Genomic DNA, 17,747 nt, shown 5'->3' on the forward strand with positions numbered 1-17,747 from the left:
AATGTCTTCTTTGGGACCGTGCAGCAGTGCCGCCGATACCCGTCCAGAATGCCACACGGATCAATCCGCGGCATTGCTTCGTTCCTGTTCGGAATTGCTGAAAATCGATGGGAGCAGCTTGAAGTCCTCCAGCTTGCCCATCGGGGCATTCATCTTCAACATTGGCAGGTAATAGCGGATATGCGCCAGCACCAGAATAATATTCATGTACAGGCACCACACCGCCATAAAGGTGCTGAAGATTCGGTCATAGCGAGCGTTCAACACGATCGAGTTATGGAACACCATGTACGAGACAGGCAATGCGACAGCCAAGGCGAGCGGAACGAAGATATTGAATACCAGGCACAGGCCGACGACCAGTTCAACCGTTTTGACAATGTCGAACAGGCCGACTTCGAGCAGCGACACGAGCATCACGTTAGATGGATGCAGGGTGCCCAGCGGTTGAGGAAAGATCGGCGGGAACCCGAACAACGGAAGCAGGTGGCTGGCGCCGCTGACGATCATCCAGGCGCCGAGCATGACGCGAAAAAAAATCAATAACAGCTTACCGAGGAACCAGATATCGAACTTGTTGGTGGTGCTGAGGCCAGCGGGATTGGAAAATGCCATGATTCTTATCTCCAGATAATTGTTATTTTGATGACCGGACTTTGCTTGAAAGCGCGGGAACGCGTATAGCCCGGTTCATCGGGAACTTCATTTCAGCCCGAGATTGACAGGTTTGCCCAGGCTGCTGCAGGCGCAGGACTGCCCGTCCAGCGCCTGCGCGATGGTCTTGCGCCAGACGATGCGTCCGTTCTCGGTGCGGAACATGTCGACGACCTCATTCGCAGGTTGGTTGCCGCTGGCGTCGACGCAATGATGAACCACGACGTTCAAGCCTTCAGCGACCACCTCGCGCACTGTGGAGGTCAGGGGCGGCGAGTCGCTGCGGTAAACCGCTTTGGGCGTCACGTCGATCGTCTTCGGGGTGTAGTACAGCTTCGCCGCTTCGGCAACCTGGCCTTTTCCATAGGCGATGCCCATATAACCAGAGACGATCCCGCGCGGGAGCTTTCCGACGCCCGGGCCATTGTCGCCATACCAGCGCGGATTGAAATGCAAATCTTGCGCCACATAGGCTGTCAGCAGCAAGCCCACTACGATCGAAATGGTGTTCAGTTGTTTATCGGTGATCACTGGAAATGCCTCCTATGCGCATGCCATGCGTAACTCGGTGTTTTATTGTTTGTCATGGGGATGTCTCGTCTTTCTATGTTTATGCTTATATTGCCGCGTAACGGACGGTTTGAACTCCGTATGGACCGCTCCAGTTCAGGGTAGCGACGTGGGACGGCAGGCCGCTCGATTCACTGAACCCGACCGATTTCGGCTTGGTACAACTGCCGCAGATCGCCCTTGTAGCGGCCGAAATACTGCTCGCGCACAGACTCCGTCAGATCGTTCAGTTTTTTTAATTCAGATTCGTCGAGCTGGTTGATAGCTAGGCCATGTTGCGCAAGTGCTACGAGTGCCGCGCGTGCTTCATAGCGCACTACCTGGCGTTGAAAGTGCCCCGCTTCGATCGCGGCCGTTTGCAGAACGCGCTGCTGCGCAGTGCTCAAGCTCTTCCAAAATGCCGCATTCGCTACCAGTACCAAAGGGCTATACGAATGGTTGGTCAGGCTCAGTGACGACTGCACTTCGTACAGGCGGCCGGCCAGGATCTGGGAGGTGAAATTATCTTGCGCATCGACGCGCCGCGATTTCAGCGCTTCATATAGTTCATTGAACGGCAACGGCACGGGGTTGGTGCCCATGACGCGCGCCGTGTCGACAAAAACAGGTTCGCCAATGACACGGAAGTTCAGCCCGTGCAGATCCTCGGCACGGCGTATTGGCCCGCTCGAGGTCGTGATCTGGCGAAAACCGTTTTCCCACCATGCCAGCCCGACAAGGCCGGTCGGCGCCATGCGCGCCAGCAAAGCGTTACCAAAAGCGCCATCGAGCAAGGCATCGGCCTGTTGCTCGTCGCGCACCAAGAATGGCAAGTCGAGCAGTTCGAATTCTTTCGCGACCACCGACAGGCCAGTGCTGGCTACCAGCATCAGCGCCGGCGCACCCGTTTTGCCTGCCTGCAGCGCGGCGATCTGTTTTGCCGGTGTACCGGGCAAGGCGCCGGCACGTAGGTTCACGTGCAGGTTGCCCGCACTCCCTGCATCCACCAGTTGCGCGAATTTTCGCATGCCTTGGCGCACCGGGTGGTCCTCTGCGAGGTAGCCGCGGTAGTCGGCGATGTCGAGCTGGCGCACCGGCGACTGCGCTGCGGCCGTGGTGCCGGTTCCCATCACGACAACTCCAAGCAGCGGGAGAACGAGGCGAGCCAACGGCTCGATAAACGTGCGGCACGACACATGACGGGCCATGTCGGCAGCGCACTTGAAGATTGTCTCCAGCATTGATCTATTCTTTATATGGTGTTTGGAGATTGTCATATCTGTCCATCATGCATTCAATGCCAAGTATAAATGTCTGCTATGTGATAAACGCATAGGTTAGGGGCCGGAACGCAAAAGCGTCGTGTCTTAATACCCGGCCACGCTATCCCAGCACTCAGCCGATCGACATCGCAGCGTTCAATGCCGACACGTCGGTCTCCGCTTCCAGATTCAGGATGCGCACCATGAGAGCGATCGCTTGCGCGCGCTTCATGCCGGCCGCATCCGTGCACTCAAGCACCTTCTTCTTGTATTCGTCCGGCGACATCGGATTCTTCGGATCGCCTTTTGCAAACTTCACCAATTTGGTATAGGTCTTGCCACTTTTCGTCTTGAGCTCGAGGCGCACGAATCCGGGTCCGCCGTCCGGACGCGTCAGGCTTTTGTCTTCGACAGTAACCATGCGCCTGGCAAGTGCGCGCAGATCGGCCCGCTGCAATGCTGCCTCGGAAAAATGACGCAGGCCGACTTCCCGGTCCTGGATCGCCACCGCCACCATCCATGGATTGCTGAATTGGGCTTCGACGATGGTCTTCGGATTCTGCTTCTTTTCCAGCGGTGCACCCAGCAGCATGATCTCGGCCGGCGGGCTGTAGATGATCACACCCTCCACATCGGAGGCCTTAATATCGTTGGTCTTGACGATGTCGAGGATGCCATCGATGGCAACATGCCCTCCCCTGCAGCATGGATAGGGCTTCGGCGCGATGTCGATGCCCGCGAAGCGGGTACCGAGCCCTCCCAGCAATGCTTCCTCGGAGTATTTGCCACCGTGGTATTGCTTGAACAAGCCCTTGACGCCCTGCAGGACATGATCGGAACCGAACACGCCATGCTTGGCCAGGCGCGCCGACATCACGCCGCCGTAGGCAGCAAAGCCGGCGCCGAGACGCTTGGCAAGGGTGCCGTCGATGCTGGCCTGGGCGTTGCCAGAGAGTTGATGGTAAGCCAGTCCGACCGCGGCCACCAGCTGCTCGCGCGTCAGTCCCATCAGGCGGCCAGCGACCAGCGCGGCGGCCAGGAAGCCGTACATCGGGGTCGGATCCCAGCCGACGATGAATGGCGATACACCGGGCGAACCGGCACGAGACAGACGGCAGGCCGCATCGGTACCGATGGCGACAGCGGCAATGAGTTCCTTGCCACTGACGTGGCCCATGAAATCCGACACCGCTAATGCGACGGGGACGGTGACGCAGGAGGCATGCATCAGGGAGGGCTCGTAGGTGTCATCGAACTCAAGGGCAGCGGCCATCGAGGCATTCAGGCGTGCCGCCTTCTCCGCCGGCATCCGGATGTTCGTGCCGAGGATCAGGCTTTCGGCGGTTCCACCGGTTTCGCGGCTCCAGGCATACACTTGTTTGATGCCATCGGCGCGGAGCGCCGGCAGCGCGACCGCTACCGTATCCAGGATTTGGGTCTTGGTGACGGCCACGACATCCGCCGGCAGAGCCTCGTAGCGCGTGTTCAGGCAATAATCCACCAGCGTATAAATGGCATCGGGAACTTGCACACTCCCAGCGCCCGGCATGGCGGCGCCGTCGTTGAGGAAGGCCCAAGCTGGCGTGACTGCCCAGCTTGACGCCATCAGTGCCGACATCTGTACAAATTTTCTACGACTCGTTTCCATGATTGTCTCCTTGTTGTTGTACTTGCAAGCGGTCCAGAGATCAGACCGTGCGTTTCCGATCGCGGATAAGCATGTAGATGAGCCCACCCCATGAGCCGGCAAAGGAGATTAGGTCATAGTTGCGAATCGGCCGGAAATCCGTGTAGAACAGACCCGTCGAGCCGATATAGGCGCCGGCCGTCAGGCACAGACACACTACTACGGCAATCCATTTATTTTTATCCATCAGTTCACCTCGCTATTAAATTTAGTACCGCGCACGTTGTCTTTACAGCTGATGCGACTGCCAATCCCGGGCCGGTAAGCAAGTGCGCCATCCCACAACCACAGCGGCTCAAGTTTCGGACGGGTCGCGGCGTAGATCCATCCGCTGTAGGCCAGCAGCAGCACGCCATTCATGAACAATTCCTGAGGTCCCGTGAACAATTGGCGCGGGGTGGCCACGATGAAGGTGTTGAGCCAGAATATATTTACGGTGGCCGGGAATTCCAAGATCAATCCCACCACCGTGAAGCGGTTAAAGAAAATCATGGCGCCGGTGACGATCTCCAAGTACTTGATCATCTGGTACAGATAGATGTTGGCATTTGCTTGCACCCACTCTCCACCAACTCCGGGAATCTCGGGGACATACCCGGACACTGCATAACGCAGACCGGAAAACAGCAGGTGAGCTCCAAAGTACAGGCGCAGCCAGTGAATAATGTAATACCAGGGTGATTTTGTTGACATGTTAAATCCTAAGTTAGAACTTCAATCCGGGTGTGGAACACCCGGTGCCGCGTTTGCAGACAAGGAGAATCAGAAGCGCCAGGTCACGCCTGTCGTCACGGCGGTGACCGGCTTACCTGCGTCGGGCTGGGGACTCACGAACACCGGGTAGCGTGCTGCATTGCCTTGCGTCAGGCGGGTCACGGCGGCCATCAGCATTAACCTAGGGTTGACTTCGTAGGTGTAGGCCATGCCGTAGTTCGTTGCATCGCTGTCGACCATACCGCTCGCATACCGGCCATAGGTAATGCGCACGGCACCGCGCTGGGAGACCGGAATCACCAGACCAAACAGCTTGACGGTCTCTGCGTTGCCATTGAGAACGCGGCCGCCAGCGCCACGCGTCGGATCGGTTGACTCGCGCCGGATGTAGCTGAAATACGGTTGGATGGGACCAGCCTGATATTTTGCGCCGATCGCGATCTCGGAGTTAGAATCGGTAGCCAGGATGGCACCAGCACCGGGCGTGCTGCCAGCTTTCACATACAGAACGCCAACCTGCAGGGGACCTGCTACATAGTCCAACCCCGCTTCCAGTAAACTTGGTTGTGTGGCCACGCCTTCGTTCAAACTATACGACAGGTTGGCCTGCACGCCGACGAGACGCGGGGAGATATAGCCAATCGTGTTTTCCGTGCGCGCGGTCGGATTGATCATGAAGCCCGTCGAGGTCCCGTTTCCGGAGGCTTTTCCAGGCGCTGGATTGCCTAGGGTCGTAAGCACGCCCCAGGCATCCATAGCTGGCAGTAGCATCGGATCGTAAGTCGGGAAGAAATTGTATGAGGGACCTTCCTGTCTGCCAAAGCGAACGGCTCCCAGTTCGTTGTTCTTTAGCTCGATATAAGCTTGCCGGCTGAACAGGCGGTTTGAGTTGCCATTGGTGGAACTCAAGGTGCCCGTGTCCAGGTTGACGCCGCTCTCGAGCCGGGCATTGACCATCCATCCCAGCCCCAGGTCTTCGCTACCAAGAAAGCCGATGCGCGAACCCGAGCCACCGGAGTGCATGGCGGTCTTCGACACGCCCGAGGTCTTGTACTGGGCGAGCGAAATATCGGCGACGCCATAGATTTTCAGGCTAGCGGCTTGGGCTTCCGGGGCGCTTGTCGCGATCTGAGCGAACGAAACGGTCGACGCGCACAACGCGGTCATACCAACTACAAACTTCTTCATGGTGTCTCCATTATTATTGTATGCAAGGCCGACAAAGGCCCTCCTGCCAAACCCCAGACAGATGTTGCAAGCGTCACCTGATTGAAATCTGGTACTGCTCGACTGTCGCGGCCTATCTGACGTAGGCTCGATGTGCGACCAATTATTGAAGCGAAAAGCGGTGATGCTGATGAAGATGTTTGCCGCGCGCCCATGCGTGCCGGGGTGAGCATGGAGTCGGAAACACGCGCAGCACACACCGGATTGGGCTGGCTGGTCGTCTCCCGGTGCGGCGAATTGGCGCTTGGGGCATGAGATGGTCTCCTTTAATTATTTACCAGATTAATGCTCTGGAAGTTATATTCTAGAATTCTCCACATTTACGCAGAATTTTGCAACTAGAAACTATGCATGGCTGATATACGATTTTTGCATCGGTCGGTCGCGTGTCGAATGTGCCCGGGTGCCAAGTCGAAAGTCGTTGCGTTGCGGGTAACGATGCATGAAACACCTGTCTGAGGGATCGCGGGTGGGCGCCCGTACTGGAACGTGTGAACGTTCGCGGCAGTGACGCCACTTATCTACGGTTCGGGGGAAAGCAGCTTCATGCTGCAGCCATCGCGCGCAGTTTCAGCATATCCAGGGCAACGTCGACGATCATGTCTTCCTGGCCGCCGACCATGCGGCGCTTGCCCAGTTCGACAAGGATGTCAAACGCTGGCAAACCATACTTGCTGGCGGCGGCTTCGGCGTGACGCAAGAAGCTCGAATACACGCCGGCATAGCCTAGGGCCAGGGTCTCGCGGTCGACTCGCACCGGGCGCTCCTGCATTGGACGCACCAGGTCCTCAGCCGCGTCGATCAGCTTTTTCACATCGCAGCCATGTTTCAAACCCATGCGGTCAGCCGCGGCAATGAACACCTCGAGCGGCGCATTGCCTGCGCCGGCGCCCATGCCGGTCAGGCTGGCGTCGACGCGGTCGCAGCCGTGTTCCAGCGCCACCAGCGAATTTGCTACGCCCAGGCTCAGATTATGGTGTGCATGCATGCCGGTCTGGGTCTCCGGCTTCAATACCTCCTTGAAGGCCTTGAAGCGTTCGGCGATATCGTACATGTTCATCGCCCCGCCTGAGTCGACCACATACACGCATTGCGCACCGTAGCTTTCCATCAGTCTGGCCTGCTGCGCCAGGCCTGCCGGCGTATTCATGTGGCTCATCATCAGGAAACCCACCGTGTCCATGCCTAGTTCGCGCGCATACTCAATGTGCTGGCGAGAGACATCCGCTTCGGTGCAGTGAGTCGCCACTCGCACGATGCGGGCGCCGGCGTCATAGGCGTTTTTTAAATCGTGGATGGTACCGATGCCCGGCAACAACAAGGTTGCAACCTTGGCATGGGTGACACTGCCGGCCACCGCCTCGATCCACTCGAGGTCGGTGTGCGCGCCGAAGCCATAGTTGAAGCTCGAACCGCGCAGCCCGTCGCCGTGCGCTACTTCGATCGAATCGACCTTAGCCGCATCGAGTGCCCGGGCGATGCTCACCACCTGCTCCAGCGAGTATTGATGGCGCACCGCGTGCATTCCGTCACGCAGGGTGACGTCCGAGACGTAAATCTGTTTATTATGGTCAAACATGGTTTTCTCCATTGAACGTTATGCCGCCCGCGGGGCGGTGCTCATGCCGGATGCAATGCGCTCGGCGGTCGCGAGCGCAGCGCTGGTCATGATGTCTAGATTGCCAGCGTAAGCAGGCAGATAGTGCGCGGCGCCTTCGACCTCAAGGAAGATCGACACCTTCAGGCCGGCCTGGCGGCCGATGCCCGGCACGTTTGGCGCGTTCTCGGGCCCGAAGCGCTCGAACTGTACTTCCTGCTTCAGGCGATAGCCCGGTACATAGGCGGCCACTGCGGCCGCCATGGCGCACACCGAGGCGCGGATCGCTTCCTGATCTGCATCCAGCGCGGCCAGACAATAGATGGTGTCGCGCATGATCAGCGGTGGCTCAGCTGGGTTCAGTACGATAATCGCCTTGCCGTGTTGCGCACCGCCGACTTCCACGATCGCCCGCGACGTGGTTTCCGTGAACTCGTCGATGTTGGCTCGGGTGCCGGGACCGGCCGACTTACTGGCAATCGACGCTACGATCTCGGCGTAGTACACCTGGGCCACACGCGCGACTGCGGCAACCATCGGGATGGTTGCCTGGCCGCCGCAGGTGACCATGTTGACGTTCGGTGCGTCAACATGTTTGTCGCCGTTGACCACCGGGATGCAATATGGTCCGATGGCGGCCGGGGTCAGGTCGATCATGCGCAGCGAAGGACGCAGGCCGCGCAGGAAGGCGTCGTTTCGGACATGGGCGCCGGCCGAGGTGGCGTCGAATACGATGTCGATCTCGTCGAACATTGGCAGCCGGGCCAGGCCCTCCACGCCTTCGTGGGTGACGGCCACTCCCATGCGTTCGGCTCGCGCCAGGCCGTCGGAAGCCGCATCGATGCCGACCATGGCGCCCATCTCGACGTGCTTGCCGTTTCGAAGAATCTTGATCATTAGGTCGGTGCCGATATTTCCCGGACCGATGATGGCAACCCGTTTTTTCGTCTGTTGAGTCATGCTGAAATCCTTGTTAGTTTCCGAAAACTGCGCGCAGCTCGCCCAGGCCTTCGATGTGCGTGACGAACTGGTCACCAGCGGCTACCGTGACCATAGGACCCAGGGCCCCGGTCAATAATATGTCGCCGGCGCGCAGGGGCGTACCGACGCGCACCATCATGTCGGCCAGCCAGACCGCCGCATTGAGCGGATTGGCAAGACAAGCCGCGCCGCTGCCAGCGGAAACCTGTTCGCCGCGCCGTTCCATCGTCATCGCGCAGTTGCCTAGATCCAGGCGGCCTAGTTTGACGGGCCGTGAGCCCAGCACGAACACGCCGGAGGACGCATTGTCGGCCACCGTGTCGAGCAGCTTGATGCTCCAGTTTTCGATGCGGCTTCCCACCACCTCGATCGCTGGCAGCGCATAGGCGGTGGCCGAAATGAGGTCTGCGAAGGTATGACGCTCAAACGTAAGGTCGCGCTCCAGCACCAGCGCGATTTCGGCTTCCACTTTCGGCTGCAGGGTACGCAAGAGTGGAATTTCTTCACCGTCGCCAAAGGCCATGTCGGCAAACAGCATACCGAAGTCGGGCGAGTCGACGCCCAACTGGTTCTGCACGGCGACCGAGGTCAGGCCGATCTTACGCCCGACCACGCGCCCCCCCGTTTCGATGCGGCGCCGCACATTATGTTGCTGGACTGCGTAGGCGCAAGCGACCGGGTCGTCACCGCCGGCCGCGGCCAGGATGCGTTCGCGCAGGGGCGCGCACGGGGCGCGCCCCGCCTCTGCCGCCCAGAGCAAGTCGGCAATGTCACTGATCTGTTGTTGGTTCATGGTGTGCTCTTTAAAAGTAAGGAATGAATTGGCGCGCTGGCGTCGTCAACCCAGCTTGAACTCGGCGCGGATCGCGGCGCTGTGTTCGCCCAGGACTGGCGCCGCGCGGGTGGTCGGCCCGCGTGCGCCATCGATGGTCACCGGCCGGTGGATGCCGACCATCTTTCCGTGCTCAGGGTGCACAACCTCGTAGAAGGTCCCGGCCTGCTTGACCTGCGGGTCTTCCATCACCTCGGGCACGGTATAAACGGGGGCGGCTGGCACATCGTGCTGGGCCAGCCGCTCACACCATTCATCGCGTGTACCGGTACGGAAGATCTGGGCCGCTACCTCGTTCAGCAGCGAATAGTTGCTGGTGCGGAGTCCTGGGGTCAGGAAGCGTTCGTCGATCAGCAGGTCCGGGCGTTCGATCACCGCCACAAAAGCCTGCCAGAACTTCTCGACTGAGGACAGGTGCACTGTGACAAGCCTCCCGTCCGCACAGGGAAATGCGTACGATTGCGAGATCGCCACCCGGGTGTGCGGCATCGGGCAGATGCCGAGCCGGGTATACTGCGCGAAGCCCTCCGGCGAGAAGGCGATTGAGGCCTCAAGCATGTTGACCTCGACGCGTGCGCCCTCTCCGGTGCAACCGCGCCGCATCAGCGCGCCCAGGATGCCGTAGCTGGCATACATGCCGGTGACGTTATCGGAAATCGTCGGGCCGGTCATTGCCGGCTGCTCCGGATCGAGCATCAGGCTGTCCAGGCCGCTTAGGCCAAGGGCCACCGCGTCGTAGCAGGGGCGATCGCGGTATGGGCCTTCGGTACCGAAGCCGGTGATCGAGCACCAGACCAAGCCCGGATTGATTTCTTTCAACGCCGCTTCGGTCAGCCCTAGGCGCGCCATCACGCCGGGGCGATAATTTTCCAGCAGGACGTCGGCACGGGCCAGCAGAGTCAGGAGATCGGCCTTCCCTGAATCGGATTGCAGATCAAGCTGGATGCTTTCCTTGTTGCGGTTGTAGGACGAGAAGTGCGGGCTGTACAACTTGCCCGCATGGCGGCGAAACGGGTCACCCCCGCTCGGGTGCTCGACCTTGATGACGCGGGCGCCGAGATCGGCGAGCATCATGCCGGCAAGCGGCGCGGTCAGGACAGTACCGAGTTCGATGACTAAGATGGAATCAAGTGCGTTGTTCATGTTTGGCTCCGGTTCATCAGCTGTAATGTTTCAGAATCTGCCGCGCAAGCGTAGTGCGCAGCACCTCGGTGGGTCCTTCGGTGATGCGATAGCTGCGTAAATCGCGCCAGAAGCGCTCGATCGGGGTGTCCTCGGTCAAGCCCATGCCGCCGTGTAGCTGCATGCATGTGTCGATGATCCGGAAGCCCGCCTCGACGCCGAAGGTCTTAATCATGAAGGTCTCCATGCGCGCTTCCCGTCCCGCATCGGTTTTGCGCGCTGCGTCATACACTAGAAGACGTGTGCAATACAGCTCGGTGAAGGCGTCGGCGATCATCCACTGCACGCCTTGGCGCGCGGCCAGCACTTCGCCAAAGGTCTTTCGCTGGTGCGCATACTCGGCCGTCAGCGCCAAGCAACGCTCGGCCGCGCCGCAGGCATGCGCGCCTTGGCGCACACGGCCGTAATTGATATAGCCCTGGGCCAAGGCAAAACCTTGCCCCTCCTCGCCAACCAGGTTGGCCAACGGGATTTCGACATCCTCGAAGCTGATTTCGCACGGGGAGTCACCCATCAAGGTCTTTTCCGAGCTCGCCAGTTTCACGCCCGGGGCGCCTATATCGACGATGAAACAGGAGATACCGCCACGCGCGCCCTTCTCTGGATCGGTGACAGCCATGACAACGGCAAAATCGGCCACCGCCGCACGGGTGATATACCGTTTCACACCGGTGATCCGGTAGCCGCTGGCGGTACGCACGGCGCGAGTGCGCATCATCGACGGATCCGAGCCGGCATCGGGCTCGGTTTGTGCGAAGCAGGAGCGCTTGGTGCCGTCGAGCACCGGGTACAAATAGTTTTCGCGCTGGGCCTCGTTCAAACCGAGCAGGATAGGGCCGACTGTCGGCCCGAACAGGCCATGGTCGCGCACCCAGGAGGCGACGGTGCTCCGTCCGACCTCTTCCCAGAACACAGCGAGTGCCAGGAGTGGCAGCCCCTGTCCACCGAACTCTTCTGGCACGTCCATCAACCAGAAGCCGGCTTTCTTGGCGCGTTCGCGCAGGATGGCCGCCTGGTCGGGCGGGAGCATGCCGTTCGCGCCAACGGCGTGTTCAAGCGGAATCAGTTCACGTTCGACAAAACGGCGGATGGAGGAGCGAAACTGCAGCAACTCCTCGGAAAGCGAGTCATGGGGGATGAGATCGAGCATAGGGTATAGGAAGAAGAAGTGGGAGGCAGGGCGGCGAAGCCAGCCATTGGCTGGCTTCGCCGCCGGTACGCTTGTCGATCAGGCAGTGCTTTCCTGACCCGGCTGCTTCGGCAGATGCACCGAATCGGTCGATGAACGCCAGGACTTGGTCGGCTGGCCCGCTTCCTGCAACTCCAGTTCGCGGAAGAACAGTTTGCGCAAGGTTACGATGCCGAGGTCGGAACGGCCGAGGATCTCATCCTCGCGCGCCGTGATGCGTGCCTGGCCGCGAATCGACAGGTAATCCTGGGCGGCGGTCAGGCCGACAAAGGTGTCTTCCGGATTGTCCCAGACGTGCGAGGCGAACAATTCGTCATGGTGCTCGGCCGGATCGTATTTGCCGTATTTGGCGAAATAATCCTGGAAGCGCTTGCGGGATTCCTCTGTGGCGCCGGCCTGCTGGCCGTAGATCATGAAGCGTGTGGTGTTCTCTTCGTCGTTCGGGATCATCCACACGAACACATCGATCCAGGGATCTTCCGGGGAAAGACCCGGCACGGTGACGTGGTTATTGTTAGGGAAGGTCCAGTCGCTGACGCGAACATTGGTGGCCGAGCGCAGTGCGGTCTGGCGAATGCCCGATGAGGTTTCATCGTATGACAGCTCGGGAATCGCGCCGGTCACGGCCGCCCCGAACGGGCCTACCGTCAGCGCCATGTGCACGAAGCTGACGTGGACGGCGTCGAGCGAATTCTCCACTTGCTGGAACCAATTGTTGTCCCAGCGTTCGCGGCCGTTGGCAACCAGCGTGCCTTCGCCCTCAAGCAGGAGCTTGCGCGGCAGATCAAATTCAGGCGGCTCGCCCTCACCCAAATAAGCAAAGACGAGGCCCAAATATTCCTTGACCGGATAGGCCGCGATCTGGGTGCGCGGCATGCCGGTGTTCGCTTCGGCGGGACGCCGGACACAGGCGCCCTTGGCGTCGAACTGCCAGCCGTGGTAGATACAGCGGATTTCCTCACCCACCACCCAGCCGGTATGAAGCAGCGTGCGGCGATGTGCGCAGCGGCCGCCGACTAGGTGCAGGGCGCCGCTGTCACCGCGGTACAGGGTCAGTTCTTCGCCCATGATCGTGAGGGGAATCGCGCCGCTCACCGGCACACTCTCAGCCAGCGCCACCGGCTGCCAGAATTTGCGCAGCAGGCGCCCCATCGGTTTGCAGCGGCTGCATTCGGTGAGCTGTTTGAATTTTTGGGCACGCTCTTCGTGCCGTTGGTCCGGGATGTTGTTCATATTTGCCTCCGTCTAAATTTTAAGAACGTTCAATCGGGTCGCCCAGCAGATCGGTCAGCAGCTCCTGCTCTTCGCCGTAGCGCGTCACGCGAGTGGCACGCGCGTAATCGTTGATGTGGCGTGGATCGTGACTGCCCGGCGTCCAGGTGGGATACTTGTGGCGCAAACCGGCATCGACCGGCAGGTCGGCACCGGTCATGCATGACGATTCGTCTGACGCGAGGAAGACCGTGGCCCAGGCCAGGTCGGCCGCGCGTGGAAAGCGGCGTAGCGGCAACTGGTCAAGGTATTCCTGGCGCGAATAAAAGCCGCGCCGCTCCGGCTGCCGCCAGTCGGGATCGAACATTTCGTCACGCATCGTTGTCCAGAGCTGGTGCTCCATCGAGCACGGCGTGACGGTGTTGACGCGGATGCCATGATGGGACAGGTCCATGGCCGCGGAACGGGCAAAATTCAGCAGCGCTGCTTTTGCCGCGCAGTAGGCGGCGCCATCGGCCTCGCCGAAGTGGGCAGCGGTCGACAGCAAGTGGATGATGCTGCCTTGCGAACCGCAAGCCAACATGGCGCGCGCGGCGTGCTGTGTGGTCAACAGTCCGGCTGTGGCAAAGCTGGCAACCGAGTCGTTCCAGTCGTCGAGCTGCATGCCGAGTACGTCATCCCAGTGCACCCGGCCCGCCATATTCACCACGACATCGAGGCGCCCGTATTGTTCGACGGTCTTGGCGACGATGCGCTTGACGTCGTCGTCATTGCGGGCGTCGCCCACCATGCCCATGGCCTTCCAGCCGCGTCCGATAATGAATTCGGCGGTCGCGGTCGCGGCCTCTTCCTTCACATCGCTCACGCATACTTTAGCGCCTTCGCGTGCCAGGAAATGAGCAATGGTGCCGCCGATATTCGGTCCTGCGCCAAACACGATAGCGACTTTGTCTTTTAATCTGTCCATAGTATTAGTTTGTCTCCGGGGTTCCCTGAACAGCTTTTTTGCTGTCAACGTAACGTATTGTTAGCGCTTGCTCGATGTGAAACAAGGCGAATACCTTCAAGGCTAATATGCGGAAATCGCATAGATAGGAAAACCCGCGCGCAAGACTTATTCAAAATGTCGTTAAATTTGTTGAATTTATATTCTAGAACTATATAATATATAAAACGACCCGCCCACTCAAGTTTCATCACGGTGCGATAAGAATCATTCATGACGAGACAGTGAGACATTTATGCAAATCCTTAACCCAGCAAGACAAATTGACGGCGCCCGTTTTCGGGAAGTGCTCGGAAGCTACCCGACCGGTGTCGCCATCGTGACCTGTATGGACGAGAACGGCTTGGCGACTGGTATGGTGATCGGCTCCTTCACCTCGGTCTCGCTTGATCCGCCGCTGATCGCCTACCTGCCGATGAAAACGTCACGCACCTTTGCGCGCATGAGCGGCTCTTCGACCTTTTGCGTGAATATCCTTGCGGCCGATCAGGAAACCATCTGCCAGCATTTTGCCTCCCAAGTAGAGGACAAGTTCGCCGGCATAGCCTGGCACCCCAGCCCGGCTGGCAACCCAGTGCTCGACGGCGTGGTGGCATGGATCGACTGCGATTACGCCAGCGTGACCGAAGTGGGCGACCACTACATCGTGCTGGGCGGTGCGCTTGACATGCAGCTAGAGCGCGATACGGCGCCGCTGCTGTTTTTCCAGCGTGGTTACGGACGCTTCTCGCCGGGGCCGCTAGTGGCGGCCGCCGAGCGCGAGACCATTCAGGCGGTGCGGCTGGCCGAGATGGGTCGTGACGAGATGGAAGCTGTGGCGACCGAACTGAATGCGGAATGCAGCATCATTGCAGCAGTCGGCGGCGACGTCGTCTACGTCGCGGTTGAAAATTGTTCGCCGCACTGGCGCCTGCGCAGCCGGCTCGGCTTCCGCGTGCCGTGTGCGCCGCCCCTAGGTCCGCTTTTCGTGGGCAACCCGGGTGCGCCCGCCGACAGCGAGTGGTTGAAGCGCCTAAGTCGCCCGGACCAGGAAACGATCGATAGTTCGCTGGCCCAGCTCGAAAGGGTACGCAGCCGCGGCTGGTCAATCTCGCTGCAGGGCCCGAACGACGACGAGAATCTTGACGAGATGGTCGCGCTGTATTCGAATCCGCATCGCACGCCAGGACAGGAGCGGCGTCTCCTCGCAGCGGCCAAAGAGCGCGCCAGCCTGCATGAGCCAGACGAACTGCTGGAAGACGTGGCCTACGACGTTCGACACTTGTCGGTTCCGGTGCACGATGCATCCGGGCACGTGCTACTGGTACTGCGCCTGAGCGCGGTGCCGCCTAGAGCGGACATGCACCAGATCCGGCAATGGCTGGAGCGCCTTCAGCAATCAGCGGCTAGATTGGAGAAGACGATCGCATCGCGACGAGAACAGCTGCGCGTCTGAGCTGCCCGGGCGATCTCCGTGCCTACTCGACATGCGCGGCGCATGGGCTGTACACTATTTTGTGTTTGCGGGTAACACCTAACTACGATTGCTGAGCCAGTATGGAGATTACCCAGATTCGCCACTTCGTGCGTATCGCCGAAACGGGCAGTTATATCAAGGCAGCCGACCTCCTCGACATTGGCCAGTCGACCTTGAGCCGGCAGGTGCGCGCGCTTGAGGTCGAGCTGCGCGCAAGCCTTTTCTATCGCCACGGCCGTGGCGTCCTGCTGACTGAAGCGGGCAAGAAATTCCTCGAATATGCGCGCGCGGTGCTGCATTTGATGGATTCGGCCGCGATTGCGGTGCGCGACTCGGAATCAGCCTTTTCCGGCCAGCTCGTAATCGGCATGGCGCCCAGCATTGGCCGTGCCTGCATCCCGATGCTGTTGCCGAAACTGAGTGAACTCTACCCGCGCGCGGCGATCAGCGTGGTCGAAGGCTTGTCCGGCGCCCTGTACGATGCGGTGCTACTGGGCCAACTCGATTTTGCACTGGTGTACAACCCCGCCGCTTCCCCAAATATCAAGATCATGCCGATCGTCGCCGAACCGCTGTACCTAATCGGCGCCAATCCGGTCGGTGCCGATGTTGAACGCGTGAGCCTGGCCGCCGTGGCCAAGTTGCCGCTCATTTTGCCACATGGAAATCATTCGATCCGTGTTACGGTCGAATCCGCGGCCTCTCGGCTTGGCTTGGGCGTGAACGTCACGTTGCAGGTCGACGCGTCGTTCTCGACGATGGAGCTAGTGGCGCAGGGTATGGGTTACTCGATCATGCCACGGTTGGTAGGGCGGGGCTCTGGTTTGCCAGCGCTGTCTTGGCAAAAAATCGCCAATCCGGAGCTGGAAACGACCTTGTGCATGGTGCTGCAGGCCCAACAGCCGAGCAATCCCCTGGTCGTCGCGGCTGCCGAGGTGGCGCGCACCAGCCTTATGGAACTGTTGGCCGGCTAGCTTATGGTCTGCCCGCGGGCAGACCATATATTTACGCAAGTCGATCAATATGGCGGAAATTATCCAAAAAAGTTTAGAACCGTTGCCGTTGCCGCTGACGCGAATTTGACCCACGGCGCTGATTTTGACTGCGTCATATCGAAGCTCTGCAATCCCGCATTGGGTCGTTGTTTTCGAAGCATCACTCTATATTCAAATGTTACAACCCGCTAGCAAGCCAACTATCCATCTGTTTTGGCGATACTTTCAGAAAATAGTTGCGCCATCACTTGGCGCAGCCAGCGATTCGACGCATCCGCGTGATAGCGCTCGTGCCAATGCTGTTTGACCGAGAAGCTGGGCAACTTGACCGGCACAGGAAACAAGCGGATATGCTCGCGTCCTGCCATGGCTACGCCATAGCGATGCGGCACGATGGCAATCATCTCAGTCTCCGCGACGATGCGGGCTACGCCGAGGAAACTCGGCAGTTGGAGTGCGATGTTACGCTGCACTGATTCTTGCGCCAGCACCTTGTCGACGATGGCGTGGCCGGTACCGGAGGTGCGCACCACCACATGCGCCTCGCGCTGAAGTGCCTCAAGCCGCAGAGTCTTACCTATACGCGGATGGTCGGTCGACACCAGGCAGGTGAAATGCTGGTTGAACAGCGTCTGCTGGTAGAAACCCGCCTCCAGGTGCGGCATGAAACCGACCGCCAGATCGACCGTGCCATCGGCCAGATCGGCCGGGCTGCCCGGTGAAATCTTCGAAACGTCGAGGCGAATGCCCGGCCCAACTTTCCTTAGATGGTTCAGCAGCTGCGGCAGCAGCACCACTTCGCTGATGTCCGTCATGCAGATGCGGAACTCACGCTTGCTGTCGGCAGGTTCGAATACGGGCTGCTCGGCCAGTGCATGCTGCAACGCCTGAATCGAGCTCCGCACATCGGCGATAGCGTTCTGCGCGCGCGGCGTCGGCTCCATGCCTTTGGCGGTACGGCTGAACAGGCGGTCGTTGAAATGCTCGCGCAGTTTGGCCAGAGCAATACTGACCGTCGATTGCGGCAGGCCGAGATTATCCGCCGCGCGCGTCACGTTACGGGTCTTGTAGATCTCGTCGAAGACTAGCAGCAGTTCGAGGTCAAAACGGGCCATGACATCACCCACCATTATTTAAAAACTTGATTATAACAATCAAGTTTCATCCATTTCATAAATAGCTTAAAAAGCGCAAAGTGATGCCA

17 protein-coding genes are annotated in these 17,747 nt (G+C 59.6%); 2 read left to right on the forward strand and 15 right to left on the reverse strand.

What is annotated here, in order from left to right; translation table 11 throughout:
* Window positions 1-60 precede the first annotated feature (60 nt).
* The 14 genes from C7W93_RS11980 to C7W93_RS12045 form a co-directional block, all read right to left on the reverse strand.
* Window positions 61-615, reverse strand: a complete 555-nt coding sequence (locus tag C7W93_RS11980) for a DoxX family protein (protein WP_108440204.1) — start codon at window positions 613-615, stop codon at window positions 61-63.
* A gap of 87 nt (window positions 616-702) precedes the next feature.
* On the reverse strand, window positions 703-1,185 hold the full coding sequence (locus C7W93_RS11985; protein WP_108440205.1) for a nuclear transport factor 2 family protein: 483 nt from the start codon (window positions 1,183-1,185) through the stop codon (window positions 703-705).
* A gap of 170 nt (window positions 1,186-1,355) precedes the next feature.
* Window positions 1,356-2,444, reverse strand: a complete 1,089-nt coding sequence (locus C7W93_RS11990) for a DctP family TRAP transporter solute-binding subunit (protein WP_108440206.1) — start codon at window positions 2,442-2,444, stop codon at window positions 1,356-1,358.
* Window positions 2,445-2,598: 154 nt separating this feature from the next.
* Window positions 2,599-4,113 carry an MmgE/PrpD family protein gene (locus tag C7W93_RS11995; protein ID WP_201747206.1) on the reverse strand — a complete coding sequence of 505 codons (1,515 nt, stop codon included), beginning with the start codon at window positions 4,111-4,113 and terminating at the stop codon, window positions 2,599-2,601.
* Window positions 4,114-4,153: 40 nt separating this feature from the next.
* The gene (locus C7W93_RS12000; protein ID WP_108440207.1) at window positions 4,154-4,339 is read right to left on the reverse strand and encodes a hypothetical protein; all 186 of its coding nucleotides are present in this window, start codon (window positions 4,337-4,339) and stop codon (window positions 4,154-4,156) included.
* Window positions 4,339-4,845 (reverse strand): hypothetical protein, encoded by a 507-nt coding sequence (locus C7W93_RS12005; RefSeq protein ID WP_108440208.1) that lies wholly within the window; start codon window positions 4,843-4,845, stop codon window positions 4,339-4,341. The genes C7W93_RS12000 and C7W93_RS12005 overlap by 1 nt, the downstream gene beginning before the upstream one ends.
* A 69-nt stretch (window positions 4,846-4,914) precedes the next feature.
* Entirely contained in the window at window positions 4,915-6,054 is a 1,140-nt protein-coding gene (locus tag C7W93_RS12010) for a porin (protein WP_108440209.1), read from the reverse strand.
* A gap of 583 nt (window positions 6,055-6,637) precedes the next feature.
* Window positions 6,638-7,672, reverse strand: a complete 1,035-nt coding sequence (gene dmpG / locus C7W93_RS12015; protein ID WP_108440210.1) for a 4-hydroxy-2-oxovalerate aldolase — start codon at window positions 7,670-7,672, stop codon at window positions 6,638-6,640.
* A gap of 18 nt (window positions 7,673-7,690) precedes the next feature.
* Window positions 7,691-8,650 carry an acetaldehyde dehydrogenase (acetylating) gene (locus tag C7W93_RS12020; RefSeq protein WP_108440211.1) on the reverse strand — a complete coding sequence of 320 codons (960 nt, stop codon included), beginning with the start codon at window positions 8,648-8,650 and terminating at the stop codon, window positions 7,691-7,693.
* A 13-nt stretch (window positions 8,651-8,663) separates the two neighbouring features.
* A complete protein-coding gene (locus tag C7W93_RS12025) occupies window positions 8,664-9,464 on the reverse strand; it encodes a fumarylacetoacetate hydrolase family protein (protein WP_108440212.1) in 801 nt (266 codons plus the stop codon).
* A gap of 45 nt (window positions 9,465-9,509) precedes the next feature.
* Window positions 9,510-10,646, reverse strand: coding sequence for a CaiB/BaiF CoA-transferase family protein (locus C7W93_RS12030; RefSeq protein ID WP_108440213.1), 1,137 nt, complete (start codon window positions 10,644-10,646; stop codon window positions 9,510-9,512).
* 16 nt (window positions 10,647-10,662) lie between these two features.
* Window positions 10,663-11,835, reverse strand: a complete 1,173-nt coding sequence (locus tag C7W93_RS12035) for an acyl-CoA dehydrogenase family protein (protein ID WP_108440214.1) — start codon at window positions 11,833-11,835, stop codon at window positions 10,663-10,665.
* Window positions 11,836-11,913: 78 nt separating this feature from the next.
* Window positions 11,914-13,107 (reverse strand): Rieske 2Fe-2S domain-containing protein, encoded by a 1,194-nt coding sequence (locus C7W93_RS12040; protein ID WP_108440215.1) that lies wholly within the window; start codon window positions 13,105-13,107, stop codon window positions 11,914-11,916.
* A gap of 19 nt (window positions 13,108-13,126) precedes the next feature.
* Window positions 13,127-14,053, reverse strand: a complete 927-nt coding sequence (locus C7W93_RS12045) for an SDR family NAD(P)-dependent oxidoreductase (RefSeq protein ID WP_108440216.1) — start codon at window positions 14,051-14,053, stop codon at window positions 13,127-13,129.
* A gap of 274 nt (window positions 14,054-14,327) precedes the next feature.
* Between C7W93_RS12045 and C7W93_RS12050 the strand changes: the two genes are divergently transcribed.
* Together C7W93_RS12050 and C7W93_RS12055 are read left to right on the forward strand one after the other, a co-directional pair.
* Entirely contained in the window at window positions 14,328-15,527 is a 1,200-nt protein-coding gene (locus C7W93_RS12050) for a flavin reductase (RefSeq protein WP_108440217.1), read from the forward strand.
* Between the two features lie 101 nt (window positions 15,528-15,628).
* Window positions 15,629-16,522 carry a LysR family transcriptional regulator gene (locus C7W93_RS12055; RefSeq protein ID WP_108440218.1) on the forward strand — a complete coding sequence of 298 codons (894 nt, stop codon included), beginning with the start codon at window positions 15,629-15,631 and terminating at the stop codon, window positions 16,520-16,522.
* Window positions 16,523-16,743: 221 nt separating this feature from the next.
* On the opposite strand, the gene C7W93_RS12060 is transcribed toward C7W93_RS12055, so the two are convergent.
* Window positions 16,744-17,658 (reverse strand): LysR family transcriptional regulator, encoded by a 915-nt coding sequence (locus C7W93_RS12060; RefSeq protein WP_108440643.1) that lies wholly within the window; start codon window positions 17,656-17,658, stop codon window positions 16,744-16,746.
* Window positions 17,659-17,747 lie beyond the last annotated feature (89 nt).

It is taken from the genome of Glaciimonas sp. PCH181 (genome assembly GCF_003056055.1).
Taxonomy (GTDB): domain Bacteria; phylum Pseudomonadota; class Gammaproteobacteria; order Burkholderiales; family Burkholderiaceae_D; genus Glaciimonas.